The sequence below is a fragment of the Bacillus sp. NPDC094064 genome (assembly GCF_050279585.1).
Taxonomy (GTDB): domain Bacteria; phylum Bacillota; class Bacilli; order Bacillales; family Bacillaceae_G; genus Bacillus_A.
In genome coordinates this window covers 362,040-384,240 of the sequence record NZ_JBNNUI010000001.1, presented here as the reverse complement: position 1 = coordinate 384,240, position 22,201 = coordinate 362,040, and the positions used below count along the sequence as shown (strand labels likewise).

General features: G+C 35.2%; 24 protein-coding genes. 4 read left to right on the top strand and 20 right to left on the bottom strand.

Annotation, left to right across the window (positions count from 1 at the left end):
• Positions 1–37: 37 nt before the first annotated feature.
• On the bottom strand, positions 38–1,021 hold the full coding sequence (locus ACQKNI_RS02050; protein WP_088229541.1) for a hypothetical protein: 984 nt from the start codon (positions 1,019–1,021) through the stop codon (positions 38–40).
• Positions 1,022–1,213: 192 nt separating this feature from the next.
• Entirely contained in the window at positions 1,214–1,495 is a 282-nt protein-coding gene (locus tag ACQKNI_RS02045) for a hypothetical protein (protein ID WP_088229542.1), read from the bottom strand.
• A 297-nt stretch (positions 1,496–1,792) separates the two neighbouring features.
• On the opposite strand from ACQKNI_RS02045, the gene ACQKNI_RS02040 reads away from it, so the two are divergent.
• Positions 1,793–2,554: a class I SAM-dependent methyltransferase gene (locus ACQKNI_RS02040; protein ID WP_098882381.1), complete on the top strand. Its 762-nt coding sequence runs from the start codon at positions 1,793–1,795 to the stop codon at positions 2,552–2,554.
• 90 nt (positions 2,555–2,644) lie between these two features.
• On the opposite strand, the gene ACQKNI_RS02035 is transcribed toward ACQKNI_RS02040, so the two are convergent.
• From ACQKNI_RS02035 to ACQKNI_RS02015, 5 genes are all read right to left on the bottom strand, one after another.
• On the bottom strand, positions 2,645–2,830 hold the full coding sequence (locus ACQKNI_RS02035; RefSeq protein WP_088229544.1) for an antitoxin VbhA family protein: 186 nt from the start codon (positions 2,828–2,830) through the stop codon (positions 2,645–2,647).
• Between the two features lie 31 nt (positions 2,831–2,861).
• Positions 2,862–3,989: a hypothetical protein gene (locus ACQKNI_RS02030; protein ID WP_088229545.1), complete on the bottom strand. Its 1,128-nt coding sequence runs from the start codon at positions 3,987–3,989 to the stop codon at positions 2,862–2,864.
• Between the two features lie 68 nt (positions 3,990–4,057).
• Positions 4,058–4,588, bottom strand: a complete 531-nt coding sequence (locus tag ACQKNI_RS02025) for an NUDIX hydrolase (protein WP_088229546.1) — start codon at positions 4,586–4,588, stop codon at positions 4,058–4,060.
• Between the two features lie 101 nt (positions 4,589–4,689).
• A complete protein-coding gene (gene lepB / locus ACQKNI_RS02020) occupies positions 4,690–5,211 on the bottom strand; it encodes a signal peptidase I (protein ID WP_088229547.1) in 522 nt (173 codons plus the stop codon).
• Positions 5,212–5,293: 82 nt separating this feature from the next.
• On the bottom strand, positions 5,294–7,447 hold the full coding sequence (locus tag ACQKNI_RS02015; RefSeq protein ID WP_088229934.1) for a peptidoglycan D,D-transpeptidase FtsI family protein: 2,154 nt from the start codon (positions 7,445–7,447) through the stop codon (positions 5,294–5,296).
• A 289-nt stretch (positions 7,448–7,736) separates the two neighbouring features.
• Here ACQKNI_RS02015 and ACQKNI_RS02010 point away from each other — a divergent pair, with 289 nt between their 5' ends.
• The gene (locus ACQKNI_RS02010) at positions 7,737–8,318 is read left to right on the top strand and encodes a hypothetical protein (RefSeq protein ID WP_088229548.1); all 582 of its coding nucleotides are present in this window, start codon (positions 7,737–7,739) and stop codon (positions 8,316–8,318) included.
• A 70-nt stretch (positions 8,319–8,388) separates the two neighbouring features.
• Here ACQKNI_RS02010 and ACQKNI_RS02005 read toward each other — a convergent pair whose 3' ends face one another.
• A complete protein-coding gene (locus ACQKNI_RS02005; RefSeq protein WP_140417275.1) occupies positions 8,389–9,120 on the bottom strand; it encodes an NAD-dependent protein deacylase in 732 nt (243 codons plus the stop codon).
• Positions 9,121–9,485: 365 nt separating this feature from the next.
• Between ACQKNI_RS02005 and ACQKNI_RS02000 the strand changes: the two genes are divergently transcribed.
• Positions 9,486–10,973 carry a peptide MFS transporter gene (locus ACQKNI_RS02000; protein ID WP_088229550.1) on the top strand — a complete coding sequence of 496 codons (1,488 nt, stop codon included), beginning with the start codon at positions 9,486–9,488 and terminating at the stop codon, positions 10,971–10,973.
• Between the two features lie 332 nt (positions 10,974–11,305).
• Here ACQKNI_RS02000 and pcp read toward each other — a convergent pair whose 3' ends face one another.
• The 7 genes from pcp to ACQKNI_RS01965 form a co-directional block, all read right to left on the bottom strand.
• Entirely contained in the window at positions 11,306–11,953 is a 648-nt protein-coding gene (gene pcp, locus ACQKNI_RS01995; RefSeq protein ID WP_098252485.1) for a pyroglutamyl-peptidase I, read from the bottom strand.
• Between the two features lie 16 nt (positions 11,954–11,969).
• Positions 11,970–12,932, bottom strand: coding sequence for a DUF979 domain-containing protein (locus tag ACQKNI_RS01990; RefSeq protein ID WP_088229552.1), 963 nt, complete (start codon positions 12,930–12,932; stop codon positions 11,970–11,972).
• Between the two features lies 1 nt (position 12,933).
• Positions 12,934–13,629: a DUF969 domain-containing protein gene (locus ACQKNI_RS01985; RefSeq protein ID WP_140417276.1), complete on the bottom strand. Its 696-nt coding sequence runs from the start codon at positions 13,627–13,629 to the stop codon at positions 12,934–12,936.
• A 173-nt stretch (positions 13,630–13,802) separates the two neighbouring features.
• A complete protein-coding gene (gene pxpA / locus ACQKNI_RS01980; protein ID WP_088229554.1) occupies positions 13,803–14,564 on the bottom strand; it encodes a 5-oxoprolinase subunit PxpA in 762 nt (253 codons plus the stop codon).
• Positions 14,565–14,582: 18 nt separating this feature from the next.
• Entirely contained in the window at positions 14,583–15,572 is a 990-nt protein-coding gene (locus ACQKNI_RS01975; RefSeq protein WP_088229555.1) for a biotin-dependent carboxyltransferase family protein, read from the bottom strand.
• Positions 15,563–16,276, bottom strand: a complete 714-nt coding sequence (gene pxpB / locus ACQKNI_RS01970) for a 5-oxoprolinase subunit PxpB (RefSeq protein ID WP_088229556.1) — start codon at positions 16,274–16,276, stop codon at positions 15,563–15,565. Before pxpB ends, ACQKNI_RS01975 begins: the two co-directional genes overlap by 10 nt.
• Before the next feature lie 14 nt (positions 16,277–16,290).
• Entirely contained in the window at positions 16,291–17,043 is a 753-nt protein-coding gene (locus tag ACQKNI_RS01965) for an IclR family transcriptional regulator (protein ID WP_088229557.1), read from the bottom strand.
• A gap of 254 nt (positions 17,044–17,297) precedes the next feature.
• Between ACQKNI_RS01965 and ACQKNI_RS01960 the strand changes: the two genes are divergently transcribed.
• A complete protein-coding gene (locus ACQKNI_RS01960) occupies positions 17,298–17,711 on the top strand; it encodes a hypothetical protein (protein ID WP_088229558.1) in 414 nt (137 codons plus the stop codon).
• 53 nt (positions 17,712–17,764) lie between these two features.
• Here ACQKNI_RS01960 and lepB (ACQKNI_RS01955) read toward each other — a convergent pair whose 3' ends face one another.
• The 5 genes from lepB (ACQKNI_RS01955) to ACQKNI_RS01935 form a co-directional block, all read right to left on the bottom strand.
• A complete protein-coding gene (gene lepB / locus ACQKNI_RS01955; RefSeq protein ID WP_088229559.1) occupies positions 17,765–18,316 on the bottom strand; it encodes a signal peptidase I in 552 nt (183 codons plus the stop codon).
• Positions 18,317–18,339: 23 nt separating this feature from the next.
• On the bottom strand, positions 18,340–19,017 hold the full coding sequence (locus ACQKNI_RS01950; protein ID WP_088229560.1) for a copper homeostasis protein CutC: 678 nt from the start codon (positions 19,015–19,017) through the stop codon (positions 18,340–18,342).
• A gap of 153 nt (positions 19,018–19,170) precedes the next feature.
• A complete protein-coding gene (locus ACQKNI_RS01945; RefSeq protein ID WP_088229562.1) occupies positions 19,171–20,319 on the bottom strand; it encodes an acyl-CoA dehydrogenase family protein in 1,149 nt (382 codons plus the stop codon).
• Positions 20,320–20,521: 202 nt separating this feature from the next.
• Positions 20,522–21,154 (bottom strand): YdcF family protein, encoded by a 633-nt coding sequence (locus tag ACQKNI_RS01940; RefSeq protein WP_088229563.1) that lies wholly within the window; start codon positions 21,152–21,154, stop codon positions 20,522–20,524.
• 329 nt (positions 21,155–21,483) lie between these two features.
• A complete protein-coding gene (locus ACQKNI_RS01935; RefSeq protein WP_098252487.1) occupies positions 21,484–22,071 on the bottom strand; it encodes a GNAT family N-acetyltransferase in 588 nt (195 codons plus the stop codon).
• Positions 22,072–22,201 lie beyond the last annotated feature (130 nt).

Below are 22,201 nucleotides of genomic sequence, written 5' to 3'. Positions count from 1 at the left end.
AAACGTAAAAAGTACTTTAAACTTCTTCTTTACACCATTATTTTACTAACTCTTCTACGGTATTACTTTTCTTAATTGCTTCTGATGATAGCCAGAGTGAATAACTTGTTCTATCCTTGTTCGTCAAAAATATGTCAAATTCCTTATTATGTAGTTCTTCTTTAAGAATAGTGACTACCTTTCTCAAATCCTCTATTACATAGGAATCATCTTTATATTTAATCTCACTGTCATTGAAAACTAAAGTCACTTTATACTCTGGACAATTGCCGTCTTTTGGGTGTGGACAAGTAATATCTTTAATTACGAAACGATCATTTTGGATTTCATTTAACCTTTCATCTACTTTTGTTTCAGTTTGAATCAAGTATGTCCAATAACTGCTTACAGTATTTTTCATTGCTAGAAGCAGTTCTTCTTTCGTTATAGCTTTTTGCACATTATTAAAAGGGAAGCCTATAGATTCACCATTATGATCCTCAATTTCAAGTTCTGTTATTTTTCTATTACTCTTCTGAATGAATTGGAATAGAGCATATAAACGATCTAATTCTGCTGATTCAAATTGACTGTAATCTATCTTGTCACTCGTTTTTAAAGTTAATAATAACTTATCAGTTGGTTTTCTCCCTATATTATCATCATCCAATATATATTGGAGAGCATTTTCATTTTCAGATTCCACGTAACCTAATTTTTTAATTTCTTCTAGCATTGGTTTGAATTTCTTATATTCCTCATATGTTTTTTTCCCGTATTCGTATTCATCGCCTGTTATTCTTGAATAGATGATGCCATTTACCTCTACTCTAAATTGAATATTTTTGTTATTTTTCGCTTGAACTGTATGATATGTATGCCCCATATTCCCTTCATGTATAGCGCCCCAATCTGTTACAACCACATCGATTCCGTGCTTTTTTTTCACATATTTTTTCACCTGATCTTCATCTTCATAATTACAACCACTTAAACATAAGAAACACAACACTAGCAACATTACATTTTTCATTCTTTTCATATAACCCCTTATCCCTCTTTCGTACAAACAAAACATTCCATATATAAACAATACTAAATTATAGAATGTTTTCAAAGAATTAAAAGGTTTTATATTCAGTATATATATATTTCTTTTATTAATAGCTCTGTTAATTTTAATATTGATAATCCAATAAATTAAAAGGAACCCCTAAATTTAAGGTTCCCCACTTTAATAGATATTTTTTAACCACGTAATAATTCGTAGTATCTGAAACGACTCAAACCAAGTAATTAAAAACATCACAACGAAGAAAGAAATAAGTGATATGAATTTTAAGGTTCCATCTTCACGTTTAACAATCGCGATAAAACTTAGAACAATGCCGAATAAAAAAGAGATATACCCCAAAAGGACAATAGGCTCAGAATAGCCATCTATTATCCAATTTAATCCAAACAATAATAGTCCCAAAATCATCAAGGTTACCGATAACAAACTGAATTTTCTCATATTTTTACCTCCAATGTAATTTTACCATTTTATGGAGCAAATAAAATTATTTTTTGTAGCATATGAATGAAAAATTACACGATACACTCAATCCATTTTTTCATTAAACAATTGTCCTCTCTTATAGCCTCAAAGGATTTCCACTCGATTATCCCGAATATATAAATAACCATTCTTACAAGGAGCAAACTTATATGAATCTATTCGAACACGAAACGTAAAACCGCTTCTCTTTAATAAGAGGTCCTCCCTTTTTTTCTCATCATATTATCCATTAAAAAATAGGAGGACAAAATTATGAAACGTGATCCATTATTTTTAACGATATTAGAAAGTGCAAATACACTTTTTAGCGGCTGGGATTTTTCTTTCATTTCAGAAACGGGCCGAATGAAGAGCGAGCCTTTATCGTGGTCGTACGGCAGCACAGCTTTCCAGCTTATGCAGCGTGCAGATTCTATGCTAGACATGGGTACTGGCGGCGGAGAGTTTTTGTCTATGTTACAACCGTTCCCGCCAACTATTTATGCAACTGAGGGCTACGCTCCAAACGTGCCAATTGCTCAGAAGAAATTAGAGCCTTTAGGGGTTAAAGTTGTAGAGGTGAGCGATGATACTGCATTACCATTTCAAGATGGACAGTTTGATTTAATCTTAAATCAACATGAATCGTATGCTGCTACTGAAGTAAAAAGAATCCTTTCTCCAAATGGAACATTTCTTACACAACAAGTTGGCGGTCTTGATTGTGCTGAACTTAATAAGCAGTTTATCTCACCGCTAAATAGCGAATTTGCAAATTGTTCTCTTGAAACTGCATGTAATGAACTAAAGGAAAATGGATTTACTATTTTAGAAGAAAAAGAAGAGTTTCCTTTCCAACGCTTTTATGATATTGGCGCTATCGTCTATTACTTAAAAGCAATTCCGTGGCAAATTCCTGATTTTACTGTCGAGGGTTACTATGAGGAATTATATCGTATACATGAGATCATTTTGCAAATGGGATATTTTGATGTGAGGCAACATCGTTTTATCATTAAGGGGATTCGCAGCTAATCATGGAGTATATGAAAATGAAAAAGAGATGGATTTTCCATCTCTTTTTTCCTGTTTATGTAACAAAAGTTCGTGGTGGCTTCTAGATTGTTAAGTACGTTCACGCCTCGCAATCGCATCTGCTAATACAATAAATTGCTCATGCGTTATCTTGCCTGCTAACTTGTCTCTAATAATTTTTTCCATTTCTTTTGTAAGAGTCATGCCCTCTATTGCTAGACTTGCTTTAGCCTCTTCAATAGCTTCATTTAGTTCTTCCTCACTTTTGAATGTCATAATTTGAGTTATCCCCTTCACATCATTTTATTTACTCTTTTAATGCAAGAAAGGTAATATCATCCCACTTCTTATCTAATTGCAAAGTAGTCTTTTCAATGCTGGCTCCCGTTAATAAATCATATCCTTCAATTTCAGCTACAAGTTGCTTCGTTGTACTCTTCGAATTCATATCTTTGTATAGGATGTATATTTTATTCTCCTGTACTTGTATATCACATATTCCTTTATCCTCTCTAGCGATTTTTGTTTTTTTATCGCTTTGCAATGAATATGTACGTATAATGTTCAAGTCCTCATCTAACTCTTTCATTTTTTCATCCTGATCTAAAATATACACATTATTATCACTCACATGTACTAGAACAGGTATAAATTGCTTGTCATCTACTATCGTTTCTTTTTCTACTACTCTAGTTTTCGGGTTTATCATCATTAATTTTGCTGGTAACTTTTGATTTACATTATCACCTAATGCGAGTAATAATTTATCTTTATACTTTTGAAAAATTATTTTTTGAGCAGTTGATGCAAAATACACGTTTTCATTAGGAATTTCAAATTCATTTGTTTTTTTATTTGTAGCCAAATCTATTTCTGAAATATATACTTTGTCTAGTGTTTGTGAAAAGGCGTATATGTGATTCTCAATAATATGCGCTCCTTGAATCGTTCCCTTTAGTTCTACACTTTCTTGCCTTTTGTCACTATCTTTCCAGTATACAAGTTCACTTGTATATCCCTTCTTTTCGTCTACCAATCCAATATTCACATCATAATATACATATCCTTGCTCTGCATGGATGAAATATGCCCCTGCGTTTACATTTTGTAATTGTTTCGGTCTATTTATCTCTTGCACCTTACCTGTCTTATCAATTGCGTAATGAATGTTATTTCTACTTGATGAAAAGTAGTACCCCTTTTCATCTTTTGCATTACTCATCATACTTTGCCCATCTACTTCTATTTTACTAATCTCATTTCCTTTCTTATCGTATGCATACATGTAACCACCGTTTTTCATTGCATTTGAATAAGATACAAGATAATCTGCTCTTTGAATATCTTTCAGTTCTGTATCATTTTTAGAACAAGCTACAAAAAGAAACATCGTACATATGACGATTATTGCCAATGAATTAAATTTCTGAAACATATCATCACCCCGCGTATAGAATAAGAGCAATCGATACGAAAATACCGATTGCTCTTTAAAATATTTTATCAACTAGAGTATGAGGGTAGTTTTTTTACATATCGCTTGTTCGCATCATCTTCTGTCAAAAGCATCGTTGTGTGATTAATAATATTCCGGTTATCATATGTAAATATATGCTCTAATTTTTTATCTTCTGTTAATATGATTGGTAAGTATTTTGGTAAATTGCTAACTACACCTCTATTATCACAATTTAATATCCAATCGATTTCTTTCCATTCTAATAATCCTTCCGCCGTACTTAATGGCGTGTCCATATGTACTCCATCCGGCAGATCAGCAAGAAATACATACATTCCTTCACTACCCCGAGGCTCGTCCTTACTTTTAAAAACCACATTCCCTTTATAGGTTACACTTGGAAGATCTATGCCTGTTTCTTCAAGCGTTTCTCTAATTATTCCTTCATATGGCGTTTCATTATCTTCAATTTTCCCTCCAACACCATTCCACATTCCCATATTCGGCTTTTTATTTCTATTTAAGAGGAGTATGTTATCCCCTTGTCTAATGAAACAAATTGTGTACTTATACATGTGATCAGTTCCTTTCTATTCCTTAACCGTTAACTTCATTCCCATTATAAAAGCATCTAATTATTCATTGGTTGTTTTTTGAGGAACATAAAGATACTAAACTAGTCTATCATTTTCATTTTCGAAAAGGGATAATACACAAATTCTACTTTGCCAATTATGTTATCTTCTTCTATATACCCTAAACCATTTCGACTATCCCTACTAAGTTCACGATTATCTCCCATTACAAATAATTTATTTGGCGGGATTTTTGTCTTTTGAAAGTTATAAAACACTTGCGTATTGTTGAATAACTCTTTGTTTGTATATGGTTCTTCTTGCTTTTTATCATTTACATATACCGTTCCGTTCGTTATGTTAATGACATCACCAGGAAGCCCTATGACACGTTTCACATAATATTTCGATTCATCCTCTTCTTTTATAATGACAATTTCTCCGTGCTGTAAATTTGAAAAATGTACTGCTGCTTTATTTACAAATACGTAGTCTTCTTCATACAGAGTTGGCTGCATCGATTTTCCTTCTACCTTGCATAACGTAAATGAATTGTAGGCTATTACCATGACAAATATAAATAGTATGTACTTCCCCCAACCTCTCTTAATCTCCTCTTTCATATTCATTCCCACCTTATTCAAACGCTTTTCAACTCAAAAAATATATCACTGCACAATATGTGTCTGTGCAGTGATACTATTTTTACTGGGCTTTGTTCGGCTGTTCTACAGGGGGTGGATTTACACCCGATCTTTTCGCTTTCAATTCGAAATACGCATCTAAAATCTCTTTACCAATCGCAGAATTAATTCCTGATTTATCATCATTCACCCATGGTACAACAACTGAAAAAGCTACTTCTGGATCGGCATCATATGGTGCGTAACCGGCAAGAGTTAAATTATAACATTTTTTTCGGTTATAGTTTTCATCTCTTCCAATATCACTTTCCCCGCCATACACTGTCTCAGCTGTTCCTGTTTTGCCAGCTGGTTTATACGGTAATCCTTTAAACGTTGCAGTACCCGTTCCATCCGCTTCTTGGAATACTCTTCTAAATCCTTCTTTCACATGATTGATATAGGAAATGTCCATATCTACTCGATTTAATACCGTTGGTTCTATCGTCCGAATGACTTTCCCAACATCCTCTGGTCTATTTGGTTGTTCTCTTACTTCTTGTACAATTTGTGGTTTCATTCGGTAACCGCCATTCGCAATCGTTGAAATATATTGTGCGAGCTGAAGCGGTGTATATGTATCATATTGTCCAATCGCATAATCCAGTAAAAAACCAGGTATGTTATCCGTTCTACCTACTTGACCGATCGATTCATTCGGCAGGTCAATACCAGTTGGTACGCCTAGGCCAAATTGTCTAAAGTAATAGCGCATTGTATTAAATGTTTCTTGTTTAATATCTAACGGATTATTTGGTACATAATTAATACCTGCCATTTTTAAAGCTGTATTAAACATATAAACGTTTGATGAAACTTGCAACGCTCTTAAATCATCAATATCCCCAAAGTCTTTCCACGATTTCTTCGGCTTGGCACTTCCTTTAAAGTACATTGGTGCATCAAAGAAATGTGTATACGGCTTAATCGCTTCCGTTTGATATCCGGCTAATAACGTAGCCCCTTTCACAGTTGATCCTAACTCATACGAGCTTGTCATCGTCCCTAAAGCGAAATCTTCTATTTGCATCCCGCCGTCTTTATTTACAATTTTCTTTCCTGCCATTGATAAAATTTGACCGTTTTTCGGATTCATCATTACAACAAATGCGCGATCCATCATCGGTTCTGAAGAATGAAATGCTCTTAAATTTTTATCAAGACTCTCCTCCACTTTCTTTTGTAACTCCATATCCACTGTTAACATTAAATTATGCCCACTTTTTCCTTGTGTCACTTTCTCAGTCCGAACAATATTTCCGGTTTTATCTGTAATATTTTTCGTCTGTTCTTTCGTACCATGCAGTGCATCCTCGTATTGTTTTTCAATATAACTCTTACCAATACGATCATTTCGGTTATAATCTCGTACTAAATAGTAGTCTAATTGCTCCCTTGGTAACCCTTCATTTTCACTAGAAACACTACCAAGGACCGAACGGAGTATTTTATCATTTGGATATTCACGTTCCCAATCCACCGTCGTATCTACTCCTGGCAAGCTTGCCAATCTTTCACTTACGACTGCATATTCATTTAGACTCACATCTTTTTTCACAATTTGCGGCGTCATTTTATACCCTGCATTCATTTTACTTTTAATTGCTAACACTTCTATATCATCTTTTGAAAGTTCATTTAATTCTTCTTGTGTAATTCTTTCTCGGCGTAATTCTTCTACTTTTTTATCTAATTCTTTTCCTTCTACTTCCTGCTTCCTAAAGTTACTTTCATCTTCTTTCGTAACTTTTTCCGTAGCACGCTTTTCATTTAACTGCATCCAAAAATCTTTCTTATCAGTCTCCGTTAACTTATCCATATCCTCTTGCGGCATTTCAATTAGCTTTGCTAAATCCCTTGCTACTTGTAAAACCTCTTTCGAGTCTACTCCTTTCATTTTCGTATATGTAACAGTTCGTAACGGTTTATTATTTACAATCACTTGACCTTCCCGATCATACATCTTCCCTCTAGGAACCGGAGTGCTCACCGTCACATCTTCCTTTTTGTTCACTTCATTTCTATACGTTTCTCCATCAATGATTTGTACTTTACCTAATTGAATTATAATAGCTGAAAATAAAAGAAAGACGATAAAAAATAGTACATTTAACCGAAATGGAATATGAGTCTTTTTCTTTTTCGGCTGTTTCTGCTTCTCCTTTTTCTGCCTCATTTCGCTCCCTCGCTTCATTCTATTAACTTCTACGCTTAAATGATTATGTATCAAATTTATTTATATGATATATATAGAATTTTATATTAATTACAAAAGAAAGAAAAGATTTAATTTTCAGTTTTTTAATTTATCATCCTATTTATTACCATTCCCTTAATAAGCAATAACATGAATGGTATTCAAAAAGAAAGAGAGTATAAAACTGGTTTTTTATACCATTCGTTTACATTTCTTTGTATACTAAAGAGATAAATCAATAAAAGACATTACGGAGGAGCAAATGAAAATGCCTGATTCGTTTACAATACATACTAATACGTCGCATTGTTTAAACTTTATGATTTATATTCAAAATATTTATCTCAATCAAAAAGAGAACAAAGGGAATTTACGGTTCCCTTACATAGCAAGAAAATTAAATTTTTCTAATGATTTTGAAGCAAATTTCAAAGAATTATGGCATACACTCCATAAACAAATTGCTAACGACAGATATGATTTACAAATTTTCCATGAGGAGAATCATATGTTTTATGAAAAGCTTTTTGACACCCGTGTATGTAATGAAGAATCATTCAAAGAATTAATATGTAGTTTTAAAGTATGGTGGACTAGCATAGCAGGTCAGCTTTCATTAGAACATTCTGTAAGTGAGTATAGTGAGCAACTTTATAATGACTTAGTTTTATATCTTAAGCAAAATCAAATAGAACCTTTACACCAGCTACATATTAGCTTACTTTATGACGATTGTGTATTCGCTAAAGATAATATTTCTTCTTACGCTGCTATTTTACCTACCAAACACTTTTTTATAAATTATAGAGATGTGGTTACTACATTATCGACATGTTTTCATGTGGTTTAAAACAGCGATTACTCAAATAAAAAACTGAGGTGGCCTCTATACACCTCAGTTTCTTTACGAAAACAAAAACTTATTTAATCGAAGATAACCCTTCAACAAATTCACCAATCTTTTGTTGAAAAACAAAATCAAAGTTAAATTCTTGTCCTGTTAATTCTTCATTTACTAAAATAGTTGTTGCTCCAATTTCCCTCTTTGCGATTTCTGGGAATGAAGCGACAGGCTGTACTTTTAATGACGTTCCCATGACGATAAGCACATCTGTTTCATATAAACGTTTCATCGCGTTTTGATATTGCGGCAATGTATCTCCATATAAAACAACATCAGGATTTAAAATGAAATTACACTTCTGACAGCGCGGCACTTCATGATCAATCATATACTGCAAATCATATCCCGCTTTACACTTCGGACAATGTGCTGTTTGCAGTGTTCCATGTAAATCAATGACATGTTTACTACCACCTACTTGATGCAAACCGTCAATATTTTGCGTTAAAATCTTTATATCTTTCCCTTGTTCTTCTAGCTCTGCTAAAAAGCGATGCCCACGATTTGCTTTATATTGGTGAAACGTATTAATTTGAAAGATTTCTTTATAATGCTTCCAAAATTCTTTCGGATTTCGGTTATAATATCCTCTTGATAAATACATCTCTACATTCGCATCAGCATACAATCCATTTGATGAACGGAAATCTGGTATGCCGCTTTCTGTACTTGCTCCTGCGCCTGTTAACACTGTAATTTTCTTCGCTTTTTCTAAGATTGAACGTACTTCTTCATATTGCACAAACATCACCTCTATGTATATTGCTATACTTATTATACCAGTTGTTTACAAAAGGTGTTGCACAATTCCATTTACTTACTATGTTACATTATCTAAACCCAAACTTTTTTGGGCGTAATTAAAGTTTCAAAGATAACTACTGTTCAATACTTGTTGGTAATGGCGTAGCTAAAGCACTCTCACAATCAATTCTGGATTGTTTAAAGGTAGATTTGTGTCTAATGAGCACATGACGATTTCTTAATTCATTTAGAAAGCAGCCAAAAGGCTGCTTTTCTTCATCGATGGGCTTAGATAGTTATAGACTACTGGGAGTCTCTTAAGTTATACTTGTATAATATCAAAAATTAATAAGGGGTAATATTAACATTATGAAAGAAAAAAACGAACTTGTTCAAAGTATTCCTCAAACAGGATTTTTTGGACACCCAAAAGGATTATTCACTTTATTCTTCACTGAGTTTTGGGAAAGGTTTTCTCATTACGGAATGAGAGCTATTTTGCTGTATTATATGTACTATTCGGTCGCAAAAGGTGGATTAGGAATTGATCAATCTACCGCAACCTCGATAATGGCAATTTACGGTTCCTTACTGTTCATGTCTAGTATTATCGGTGGATGGATATCGGATCGTTTATTTGGTCCAAGTAGAACCGTATTCTTTGGTGGCGTTTTAATTATGATTGGCCATCTTATTTTAGCTTTACCGGGTAGTAAAAGTGCGTTATTTATCTCTATGGTCTTCTTAATTCTAGGAACAGGGTTGTTAAAACCTAACATATCGAACATCGTAGGAAGTTTATACAGTGAAACAGATGCGCGTCGTGACTCAGGGTTCAGTATATTCTACATGGGTATTAACTTAGGTGCCTTACTTGCACCTTTAGTTGTTGGAACATTAGGTCAGCAATATAATTTCCACCTTGGTTTTGGAGTTGCAGCAATTGGTATGGCAATTGGGTTAGGGGTATTTGTTGGAACAAAACAGAAAAACCTTGGTCTAATCGGTACACAAGTACCTAATCCATTATCAGATTCGGAAAGAAAAAAGACTATTAAGTATTTCAGTATTGGTCTGGTTGTATTAACATTGCTAGGTGTGGTTACAATTCCAACTGGGTTGTTAACTATAAATCGTTTTACATTCCTCATTAGTATCTTAGGGATTGTTATTCCAGCCTATTATTTCATTTATATGTATCGTAGTCCTAAAACAACAAAAGTAGAGCAATCTCGTCTTCTTGCGTATATACCACTCTTTATTGCAGCTACAATATTTTGGTCTATACAAGAACAAGGTGCTATTATTTTAGCGACATACGCGGATCAACGAACTCAATTACAGTTCAATGGAATTACATTACATTCTGCTTGGTTCCAATCATTAAGTCCAATCTTTATCGTAACGCTTGCCCCGATTTTCGCATGGATTTGGATAAAGTTAGGCAAGAAGCAGCCTTCAACGGCAAAAAAATTCGCTATTGGATTGCTATTTGCAGGTTTATCATTCTTAGTTATGATTTTTCCGGCTTTAATCAACGGTACTCACTCTTTAGTGAATCCTATGTGGTTAGTCCTTAGCTTCTTTTTAATTGTAATTGGAGAAGTTTGTTTATCTCCTTCAGGATTATCAATAACGACGAAGCTGGCTCCAGCTGCTTTCTCTTCGCAAACCATGAGCTTATGGTTCTTATCAACTGCGTCTGCGCAAGCAATAAATGCCCAAGTTGTTAAACTATATAATCCTGCAACAGAAACAATTTACTTTGGTGTTATTGGTGCTATCTCCATTTTAGTTAGCATCCTGCTGTTTGCATTATCATCAAAAATCCAAAATTTCATGAAGGGACTTCAATAACGGTCTCTTATTGAAATAAACAAATACAAATTTCTATGTGAAGAGTAGCCAAACAGGTTACTCTTTTTTTGTATAACCATAGCAATCCTTCACCTGCAAAATAACCAAAAGTCCATAGAATAAGTTCCATCTAATTTTTGAAGTAAAACTTAATTAAGTCTTTATGCTTTTATCCCTAAAAAGAGCGGATAAAAACATTATGCTGGTTACAATTCCGTATTTGTTAGACTACTCCTATTACAGCAATCTTCCTCTTTATATTCTATAATGTATCTTCAATAAAAAATACAAAGAGGGCTGCATCAGCCCTCTTTAATTAACATGCTTTTCACTTAATGCGTCGCACCGCCGCACGCTACAATATCTACTTCCACTTCCGTCGTTATCTCAATTGCCAGTTCTATCCCTTTACTAATCGTAGAAAGTGACATACTCGGTTGTCCTGGATAGTTACTCGCTTGTTCTGGTAAGAACGGAATATGAACAAATCCGCCTTTTATTTTCTTATCATGGTTCTCTAATTCATGCATGAGACCATAGAATAAATGATTACAAACGAATGTACCTGCTGTTTGTGAAACGGAAGCTGGTATACCTTCTTCGCGAAGTTTTTTTACAATTGCTTTCATCGGCAGCGTAGACCAATACGCAATCGGTCCTTCTTCTACAACCGGTACATCCACTGGCTGATTTCTTTCATTATCAGCAATTCTTGCATCATCAACATTAATTGCTATTCGCTCTATCGTAATATCTGGTCTACCCCCAGCTTGTCCAATACATATAATCATTTCAGGCTTTAGTTCTTCTATATACTCTTTTAATACGCTTATTGATTTATGAAAGACAGTTGGAACTTGTTTACTAATAACCTTGTATTCTCCGATTGTTTTTTCATGTAAACTTTTTGCTACTTCCCAAGCTGGGTTGATGCTTTCTCCTCCAAACGGATCGAATCCTGTTAGTAATACTGTTTTCATAGTTTTATCCTCCTAATTAGAAACGATATACAAGGCTGTACATGATAAACATATTTATAATGAAAATGGAAAGAGCAATTGGTACTTGCGCCTTAATAACAGCGTTCTTATCTTTCAGTTCTAAAAGCATTGCCGGAACGATATTAAAGTTTGCGGCCATTGGCGTAATAAGTGTTCCGCAATATCCAGCAAACATACCGAGTGCTGCCATAATTGCTGGGTTCCCGCCGTGCATTTGAACAATTAAAGGTAAACCAATTCCGCCAGTAATAACGGCAAACGCTGCGAATGCATTTCCCATTACAACTGTGAATAGCATCATTCCTAAACAATACGCCATTACAGCAACGAACGGATACTCTGTCGGTAACACTTGTCCGACTAAATCAGAAACGACTTGTCCTACGCCAGACTTCGCGAAAATACCACCAAGTGCCGCTAACATTTGCGGTAAAATAACTGCCCAGCCAACAGCTTGTAATAGTCTGCTTCCTTCTTGAACAGGCGTTGTTATTTTTGCTTTTGTAATACGCATCGCTGCAACGAATGCGAGTAATGCACCTAACGCTAATGCGACTAACGTTACTTTATCAGGATCAACAAGATTGACATTTCCCCATTTGATTTTTCCTAACGTCAATGTACCGATAATTGTAAAAATCGGGATTAACAGTGCAGGCATAAAAATTTTATTTTTTAATTTCTCAGCATGTTTTACACGTTCTTGCACTGGTACTTCTTTCTCCTCTGATTTTGTTACTTTATTGAGTGAAGCTAACACGACCATAGCGAGTACGATACAGCCAACGTAAAACGAAGGTATTACATTTCCAAATAAAAATGTAACGGCAAACAACGCCCAAAATAAACTAGAACCGAATCGATTTGGATGTTCACGATCAAATGCGATACGCACAGCGATAAAGGCAACGATTATACCTAATACATAGTAGATTGTATCCATAGTTATGATGTTCATATTATATTGCCTCCTTCTCTTCTTTTACTTCTGCCTTCATTGTTTTCTCTATATATTTATCCAATCTTCTAAACCTAATCCAGCTCACAATTAGTGCGGATATTGCAGTTGGAATTCCCCAAAGCGCCATATCCCATACTCCGACATGCATACCTACTGAATCGAAGAATCCTTTCATTAATAAAATGGCACCTGTCGCGATAAATATATCCTCTCCGAAAAACCAAGCTGTATTTTCCGCAGCTGCTGCGTTTGCTTTAATCTTTTCTCTCAATTTTTCAGGGAGTTTACCGTATCTTCCTTGCGCAGCTCCTTCTGCCATGGGTGCAACGAGTGGTCTCACCGTTTGCGCATGACCACCAATATTAAGCCCTAGTGCTGCTGATGATTCTCTTATCGTAAAATATGACATTAATACTCTTCCAGTTGTTGCGCCCTTTGATTTCGTTATAAGCGCTTCTGCTCTTTCTTTTAATCCATAACGCTCTAAAATTCCAATTACCGGTAAAGTTAATATAATAGGCATAGACATATATCTATTTTCTATGAAAAATTTACCGAACATGCTGATGACATCATGAAAACTTAAACCAGAAACCATCCCAGTAACAATACCTGCAACCATAACTACTAACAATGTATTTAGTCTAAATAAAAACCCAACTGCAACGATTAGTATCCCGATTAATTTAATCATTTCTAGCACTTCCCCTCATTTTTTATCCCGTATTAACGGGCAGTAAAACTCCCACCTCAAAATTCAGCTGGGGCAAAGAAGTTAGGTGAGAGCCCTGCTGCCCATAAATGCCCGATTGGTGTAGGCTAATAATCAGTGGGAGATGAACACCCCCCACCGATTAAAGTTTCACTTTATTTCGGTGCACAAATAGTAATGTCATTGAGTTCGAATGTTCTGTATATTCTTTCTGCAAATTGGACTGCTTTCTCTCCATCCCCATGTAAACAAATTGTTTGTGCTTGAACTGCTACTTTCTCTCCATGCACCGCTTTTACATAGCCTTCTTTCACCATTTGAAGTACTTGGTTTATTGCTTCGTCTTCATTTTTTATGAGCGCATTTTCTTCTGTACGGCTCGTTAAAGTTCCATCTTGCTTATATGTACGATCAGCAAATGCTTCTTGCACAAGAGTGATGTTATATTTTTGTGCTGCCTGTATAAACGCCTCGCTATTTGCTAACCCGTAAAGTGATAGCTCCCGGTTTATATGAGAAATAGCCTTTGCAATTGCGTCTGCAATTTCTGAATTTGTTGCCGCCATATTATATAACGCGCCGTGCGGTTTTACGTGCTGCATTTTCCCTCCAGCCGCTTTCACAAAACCGTCTAATGCACCAATTTGATATAAAACATAATCGTACACTTCACTTGCTGAAACGTTCATATTCCTTCTCCCAAATCCAATTAAATCAGGAAATCCAGGATGAGCTCCTATTGCTACATTATGCTGAAGTGCCTTTTCAACCGTTTGCCGCATAACAGATGGATCACCTGCGTGAAAACCACAAGCAACGTTTATAGAGGAAACGAACGGAAGAATCTCATCATCATTCCCCATTTTATAAGCTCCAAAGCTTTCTCCTAAATCACAATTTAAATCGATTGTCTTCATGATGTTTTCCTCCTACTTTCAGCTTCGCAAAGCGATGAATTTCTTTAATAGACTCATATCTTTTTCTTGCTCTATGTATAATTGCTCCGCTTCTTCTATCGTTATTTTCTCAAAAGAAACATAGTCTCCCGGTTTCAACTGAGCAAGAAGAGGTAAATCTACTGAAATAACATTTCCAATTCTCGGATAGCCACCTGTCGTTTGTCTATCTGCCATTAATATAATTGGCTGTCCACCATTTGGAACTTGAATAGTTCCGAATGTAACTGGGCTCGATAAAATCTCTTTTTCAACGGCTCTATGTAACACTTCTCCGTCAAGCCGATATCCCATACGATCAGCATAATTGGATACTTTATACTCTTTTGTAAAAAATGAATCTTTACTGTTTTCTGTAAACTGATCATATTCAAAATCTGTTATGACGCGAAGAATAGGATGCTTCTTATATTTTGGTAGAGCATCGTTACAAATAGCCCATTTCATTTTGACTCTCTCTTCATCGCGTAAGCTTTGAATGAAGCGACTCGCAATGTCTGCCCCTGCACCAATTTGAAAATAGTCACCTTTTTTCAGCATTCTTCCTTCCATACCGCCAATTGCAGCACGTATGTAAGTACTTTTACTTCCCATCGTGCGATCCATATTTATACCGCCTGCAAAGGTTACATATGTCCTGCAACCACTTTTCGCTTTTCCGAAACAAAGCATACTTCCTTCTTCAGCTAATATGGGGCGCCACAATGGAATACGTTCACCATTTAGCAACGGTTCCATATCCGCGCCACCAATCGCGAGTAAAGTCGTTTTCTTTATTAATAATTTAGGCCCCATAATCGTCATTTCGAGCCCTGCTTCATTCTCTTCATTACCGACTAACATATTAATCATCCTGAGCGCATTTTGATCCATAGCCCCGCCGACAGGAACGCCGTATTGCTGATAATGAAATCTTCCTAAATCTTGGACTGTTGTAAACATTCCTGCATGCAAAACCTCTACATCCATTCTTTAGCCCCCTCAAGCGATACGTACTCTTCCTTTGTTATCGGGATAAATCGTAAATACATACCACTTTGAATATATGTTGGTGTTTCTTCTTTCGGATTAAATAGAGAAATAGGTGTTCGGCCGATAATATTCCATCCACCCGGTGTTTCAAGCGGATATATACCTGTTTGATTTCCACCAATCCCTACCGAACCAGGCGCAATTTGTAATCGCGGTGTTTCTTTTCTAGGTGTTTCTAGTTCTTTTGATAGTCCCCCTAAATATGGGAAACCCGGTGTAAAACCTAGCATATATACAAAATATGTTGTTTCACTATGTATTCGAATAACATCTTCTACCTGTAAGCCGTGATAATGCGCGACCTCTTCTAAATCAGGTCCAAATTCTCCCCCGTAACAAACTGGTATTGAAATATGTTTCGCATCTCGTTTCAGCTCTTCCGTATAAGTTTCATATAATCCATTTATGTACTGGCATACGTAATCATATGGTCTTACATTTCTATCATTTTGCTTCCATACTTCATACAAATTGTAGTAAACCGCTAATGAAGTAAACGATGGAACGCATTCAATCATTCCTGCAAACGGATGTTGCTGCAGTGCTTGAAATAATCGTTGTACTTTTTCGTATATATCCATCTTAATTTCTTCGCCAAATGTAACGATAATTGCTTGATCCCCTAACGCAGAAAATTTCATCCTACTCCCTCTTTCTATGCCCAAAAGCCGAGTTCTTTCGAAATGCGGTATGCTGTTTCTTTCACCTTTGCAGTAAAATATGGAATACTACTTTCGCTATACTCAATTGCTACACCTGAAATACTAATACCCGCTACAACCGTTCCATCACTTGCAAAAATTGGTGCTGCTATAGCTGCTGTATGATTTTCTAGTTCAGAATAACTAATTGTATACCCTTCCACTTTCGCCATATGTAATACTTCTAGCAACTGTTCTTTATTCACAATCGTTCCATCAGCAAACTGTTTTAAATCTGCTTCCTCTATGTACTTTCTTTTCTCTTCCTCAGAAAAATACGATAGTAAAATTCTCGGGCAAGCACCAGCATAAAGCGGAGCTCTTCTTCCAACCGCCGTATAAACACGTACTGGCTGAACCCCTTCCATCTTTTCAACGTAAATTGCGTCATTACCATCTTGAATAATTAAGTTTACCGCTTGCCCTAAACTATCCCTAAGTTCTTTCATATATGGAATCGCAATATTTCTTACTGATAACCTTTGTGAAACAAGTTGACCAAATCGTAAAAAAACAACTCCTAACCGATATCTTCCCTTCTCGTTTTTTTGTAAAAACTCCATTTCTTCTAACGAGCCAATTAAACGATAAACAGATGTTTTCGGCATATTTGTAAGCTGAACCATCTCTGTTAGACTCAGCTCTTCATGCTCATAAAACAACTCCAAAATATCCATTGTCTTCACTGCCGTTTTATTTATACTCATCCTATCTCCTTTAAGTTCCGAATTTCGGAACTTAAATTCCGTTTTTCGAAACAAGTATATAATTTAAAATTATAAAATATTCTTTCAATTCTATCAATATTTTTTTCTAGTTCATAACCCGATATATTTTTGTCAGCTATTTAAAAAACGTAAAAAAATAAGTATATTTGTAAATTTTTATATTGAACTATTAATCTTCCAACTCATCCAGTTTATTATGGTATATGTACAACAAAATGTGAGGAGTGTTTCTTTTGAAAAAACTGCGAGTAATTCCTGCCATTCTGCTATCTTTTTGTATAAGTTATAATGTAACATTTGCGACAGACGAAGATACTCATTCAACCGCTAAAGTGGCCCAACATCATACTATAGCGAATGAAGAAATTCATTTTTTCGGATCAAGTATTTCTAGCTTTAACTATTCTCATGGGGATGACTTAAGTGTTCTTGTAAAAAATATAGGTGATTCTCCTTTTAGCTATACTTTATATAACGCTAAAGGTTCTTGGATGATGGATGTAACTTTAAAACCTGGGGAACAAGCGATAAGTGAATTCAGTATAAATTGGAGTGATTGGCTTCCTGAAGGTGAGTACAAAATAAAATTTAAAAATAATGATGGTTCTCTTTCAAAAGCTCAAGTTATAGCAAAACCAACAATTTAAATAAAAAGACACAAAAAAAGTATGGAAGAATATTTCTCCCATACTTTTTTACTTTATAACGCTCTTACTTGTTTCAACGGCCAGAAAACAGCTTGTCCTTTTCCGACAATTTCATCTTCTGAAATAAATCCGAACATACGACCATCCTTAGAAACTTCACGATTATCACCTAAAACAAACACTTGCCCTTCTGGTACTTTCGTTTTCCCTGTTACTTGTTCTAACGTAAAGTCAGGAGTTAATACACGGCCAGCTGCTTTTTCTTTAAATTCTTTTAAATACGGTTCTTCCATCGCTTTTCCGTTTACATATAAAACATCATTTTTATACTCAACTGTATCACCTGGTAAACCAATTACTCGTTTTACGAGATCGTATCCTTCTTTTCCGTGGAAGATGATAATATCAAAGCGATCTAATCCACTTATATTATAACCAATCTTATTCACGAGAACTCGCTCGTTATTTTCTAAAGTTGGCATCATCGATTCACCTTGTACTAAAGAAGGTGTAAATAAAGCGCCTCGAATAATAACAATTAGTACAAGTGTAACCCCAATTGTTTTAATCCAAGAGAATAATTCTTTCTTCGTATTTTCCTTCATCGTTTCTCCTCTTTCTTAACCACTTATTTTATTATTTCAACTAATTCTTGTACTAAATTAGGATCTATTTCAGAAAAACAGGATTTCCCTTCTCTTACCGCTGTACCGACATGAGCTTGCGAAATTCCAGTTTCATCTAGCAACTGCTTTATATTTTCCTTCGTCACACCGCTTCCAGCAACAAGTTGAATTTGACCATCGCTTACCTTCTGCATATTTGTAAGCACTGGAATATTATCGACTATATTTCCTTGTCCACCTGAAGTTAAAACGTGTGTCACTTTATGAAACTTCTTTAAAGTTCTCATCGCTTCCACTGGATTTTCGGTATCATCTATCGCACGGTGATACGTTACATTTATTCCATCTACAACAGACAATAAATCTGCTAATTTCTCTTCATCCACTTCATTTTTTTCGTTTAATACGCCTAATACAACGCCTGCTGCACCCAACTTCTGCGCAACTATAATATCTTCTTTCATCATTTCAATTTCTTCTTCCGTATATGTAAAAGACTTCGCATGCGGACGAATCATAACGTGAATGGATATATGTACCGCTTCTACCGCTCTTTTTATAAATGCATAACTCGGTGTTAAACCACCTTCTGTATAAGATGAAATCAATTCAACTCGCTGCCCGCCAGCTCGTTCAATTCGTTTCACATCTTCTAAACATGTTGCGATAACCTCTAGCATGAGATAACCTCTTTTCGTGCTTTTTTCTTATTATACAGTAGGTGAAATAAGAAACCTAGCTTTCTCCTATAAAACTATAAAAAGAAGAATGAAAAGAAAGATTTTTATTATAAAAAGGCTATTCCGCTTTGGAACAGCCTTTTCATTTATTCATCACGACCGAAACGCCGCATCCGCCAGCATAGACAGTGTCGCATCATCCATCGGTGGATTGTGTAATCCTGCTCTGACGTTTAAATAGTAACGATGGAGCGGATTTTTTTCTGATAAACTTTTTGCTCCTACGATGCGCATCGATTTATCCACTATGGATATCGCCGCATTTGTTACGGCGTATTTCACTGCTGCTAGCTCTGCTTGTAGTGAAAGCTTATCTTCTGCTTCATCGTACTTTTTCGCGATTTGATATAAAAAGACACGAGCTTGCATAAGCTCAAGTTCTAATTCTCCGACTAATCTTCTAACATTCGGCAATAAACTAATTGAATGATTTAAACTATTTGGCTTGTATGATTCCGCAAACTGAACTGCATAATTTCTTGCTGATTGTGCGATTCCTAAATAACATGCTGGTATATGTAGCAACCAGCCAATACCCTTTTGTTTCACTTTTCCGCCTTTTACATCCGTAAAAAAGCGGTTCTCTATTTCTACATTTTGTAAGACTAAATCGTGGCTAGCAGTCCCTCGCATTGCAACGCTATCCCACGTTTCTTCAATAGATACACCGAGCGTATTCCTCGGTATGACAAACTCACCAACTTCTTCTCGGCCTTCCATACTTGCTGAAATAATAAAATAATCAAGTACTGGTGCCATCGTTGTGAAAGTTTTTCTTCCATTTATAATCCACTTATCACCTTTTTGAATCGCTATTGTTTCTGGTTTGCCGCCACGCGTCGGACTCCCTGTTTTCGGTTCTGTCGCTGCCCGGTTAAAGAGCGCACCGTTACGTACTTCTTCGCAAAACCATTTGAACATCTCGTTATTCCAAGAGCGATTTTCAGCTAGTTCTTTCACAATACCGATATGCCATCCAATTGACAATGCAGTAGCTCCGCAACCTTCTGCAATTTTTTCTTGAAATAAAACGAAGTCATATAAAGAAATCGCACGACCACCAAATTCCTTCGGTAACGTTACTTTCGTATATCCAATATGTTTCAAATCATTAATATTTTCATATGGAAAAGAACCTAAATCACTTAATTCCGGTTCTCTTTCCATAAATTTCGGAATTAAAGTGTTTAACTGCTGAATCATATACGATTGTTCTTCTGTTTCAACAAATGAGAGTGCCATACTATAATCTCCTTTATCCCGCATTAACGGGCAGTAAAACTCCCATTGATTAAAGTTTCACTTTATGCCCGATTCATCAACCGTTCATTTTGTCATTATGATTATATGAAGCTACCTCTCTATTGTTTCATTATTCCGATAAAAATACAATGTTTTTGGATTATAAGAAAAATCCCTATAGAAAATAGGGCCTTTTCTTATATTAATCTCCCTTCAATGCCTTTAATGGCAAAGAGGTTACATATCCAATATACGAGAACAATTCTTTAAAGAAGAATGGAATTTCTGTATCTAACGTTTTATATGCTGATGTTGGCGTTGGCGAAGCATATGCCTCAATGTTAATATGTTTCGCGATTCTCATTGCGCGTTTCATATGAAGTGGATCACTTACAATCGTGTATGTGCGTATTCCGTTCTCTGTTCCAACTTCCTTCGCATTCTTTAAGTTTTCTTCAGTAAAAAGGGATTTTGTTTCTATTAAAATATCTTCTTCTTTTACACCTTGTTTCAATGCATACACTCTCGCAGTGCGTGATTCCTCGAGTTCTGCCTCAAACTTTGTACCACCTGTAAAAATAATCTTTTTAATATTTCCGTTTTTATATAAAGAAATCGCATGATTAATTCTTTCTTTAAATACAGGAGATGGTTTTCCGTTCCAAGAAGCTGCTCCTAGTACGATACCAGCATCTGTTTTCACACCAGCATCTGTTTTAAAGCGATAACTCCAAATATCATAAGCTGCATAGCTCACATATAAAATAACAGAACAAATCAGTAGTAAAAATACTTGAAAGACTCGTCTTTTTTTACTTTTCTTATTTTCTTTCATTTGTAATTGCCTCCGTACATCATCCATACTTCTATAAAAAACGTATATATCAAATCAGTTTGTTTGAATTCATTTAAAAGAAGGAATTTTTCTTGTTTTATTTATATAAAAGGGTTTTCATTTAAAATTGAGGATTATCAATTCATTTTTCATTTGCGGTTTTCATTACATTTTTCAATTCATAAGTTTATTACCATACAACTACATTGTAACGAATTTTTTATCAGAAGGGAACGATGAAACGAAAGTAATTAAAATAAAGTAGCATTTTGTAAGAAAAAAGGTATATTTTTCATGTATTACGAACCATATACCTTTCAAAACACGAATTATAACGTTTCTTTATACAACTCTAATTTTTCTAACAATTTTTCTTTTATGCTTGGCCATTCACTCGCGATAATGCTGTACACAACCGCATCTCTCACATGTCCACTTGGCAATCTTCTTTCGTTTCTCAGTACGCCCTCTTTTACTGCGCCTAACCTTTCGATTGCTCGTTGTGCTTTTTCATTTCTTACATCTGTCTTAATTTGCACTCTCAACATATTTAGTTTTTCAAAAGCGTACTGGAGAAGCATATATTTACACTCTGTATTTATACTCGTACGTTGTACACTCGGATGATACCACGTCTGCCCTAACTCCACTGTCTTGTCTTCTACTGAAATATTATATAACCGTGTACTTCCTACAATCGTATTCGTCTGTTGATCGACTACGATGAATGGTATTTGCGTTCCTCTTCCATAGCCCTTTATCGCTTTTTGAACATATTGCTGCATATCTTGAACACTATCCATTTTAGAGATTAAATACGCCCAAATATCCCGATTTCCTTCTATAATTGAAAACAAAGTTTCGACATCATCGTTATCTATTAGTCGTAACTTTGCTCTTTCGTGAATAATTTCCATTTTTACCCCCCCTTTGTTGTTACTATAACATACTATTATATATCGTTTTATTATTATATAAAATTAAACTATTTTTAACAAAAATAAAAAATGCGATGCCTTTAGTTCAACATCGCACTCATAATTTCAA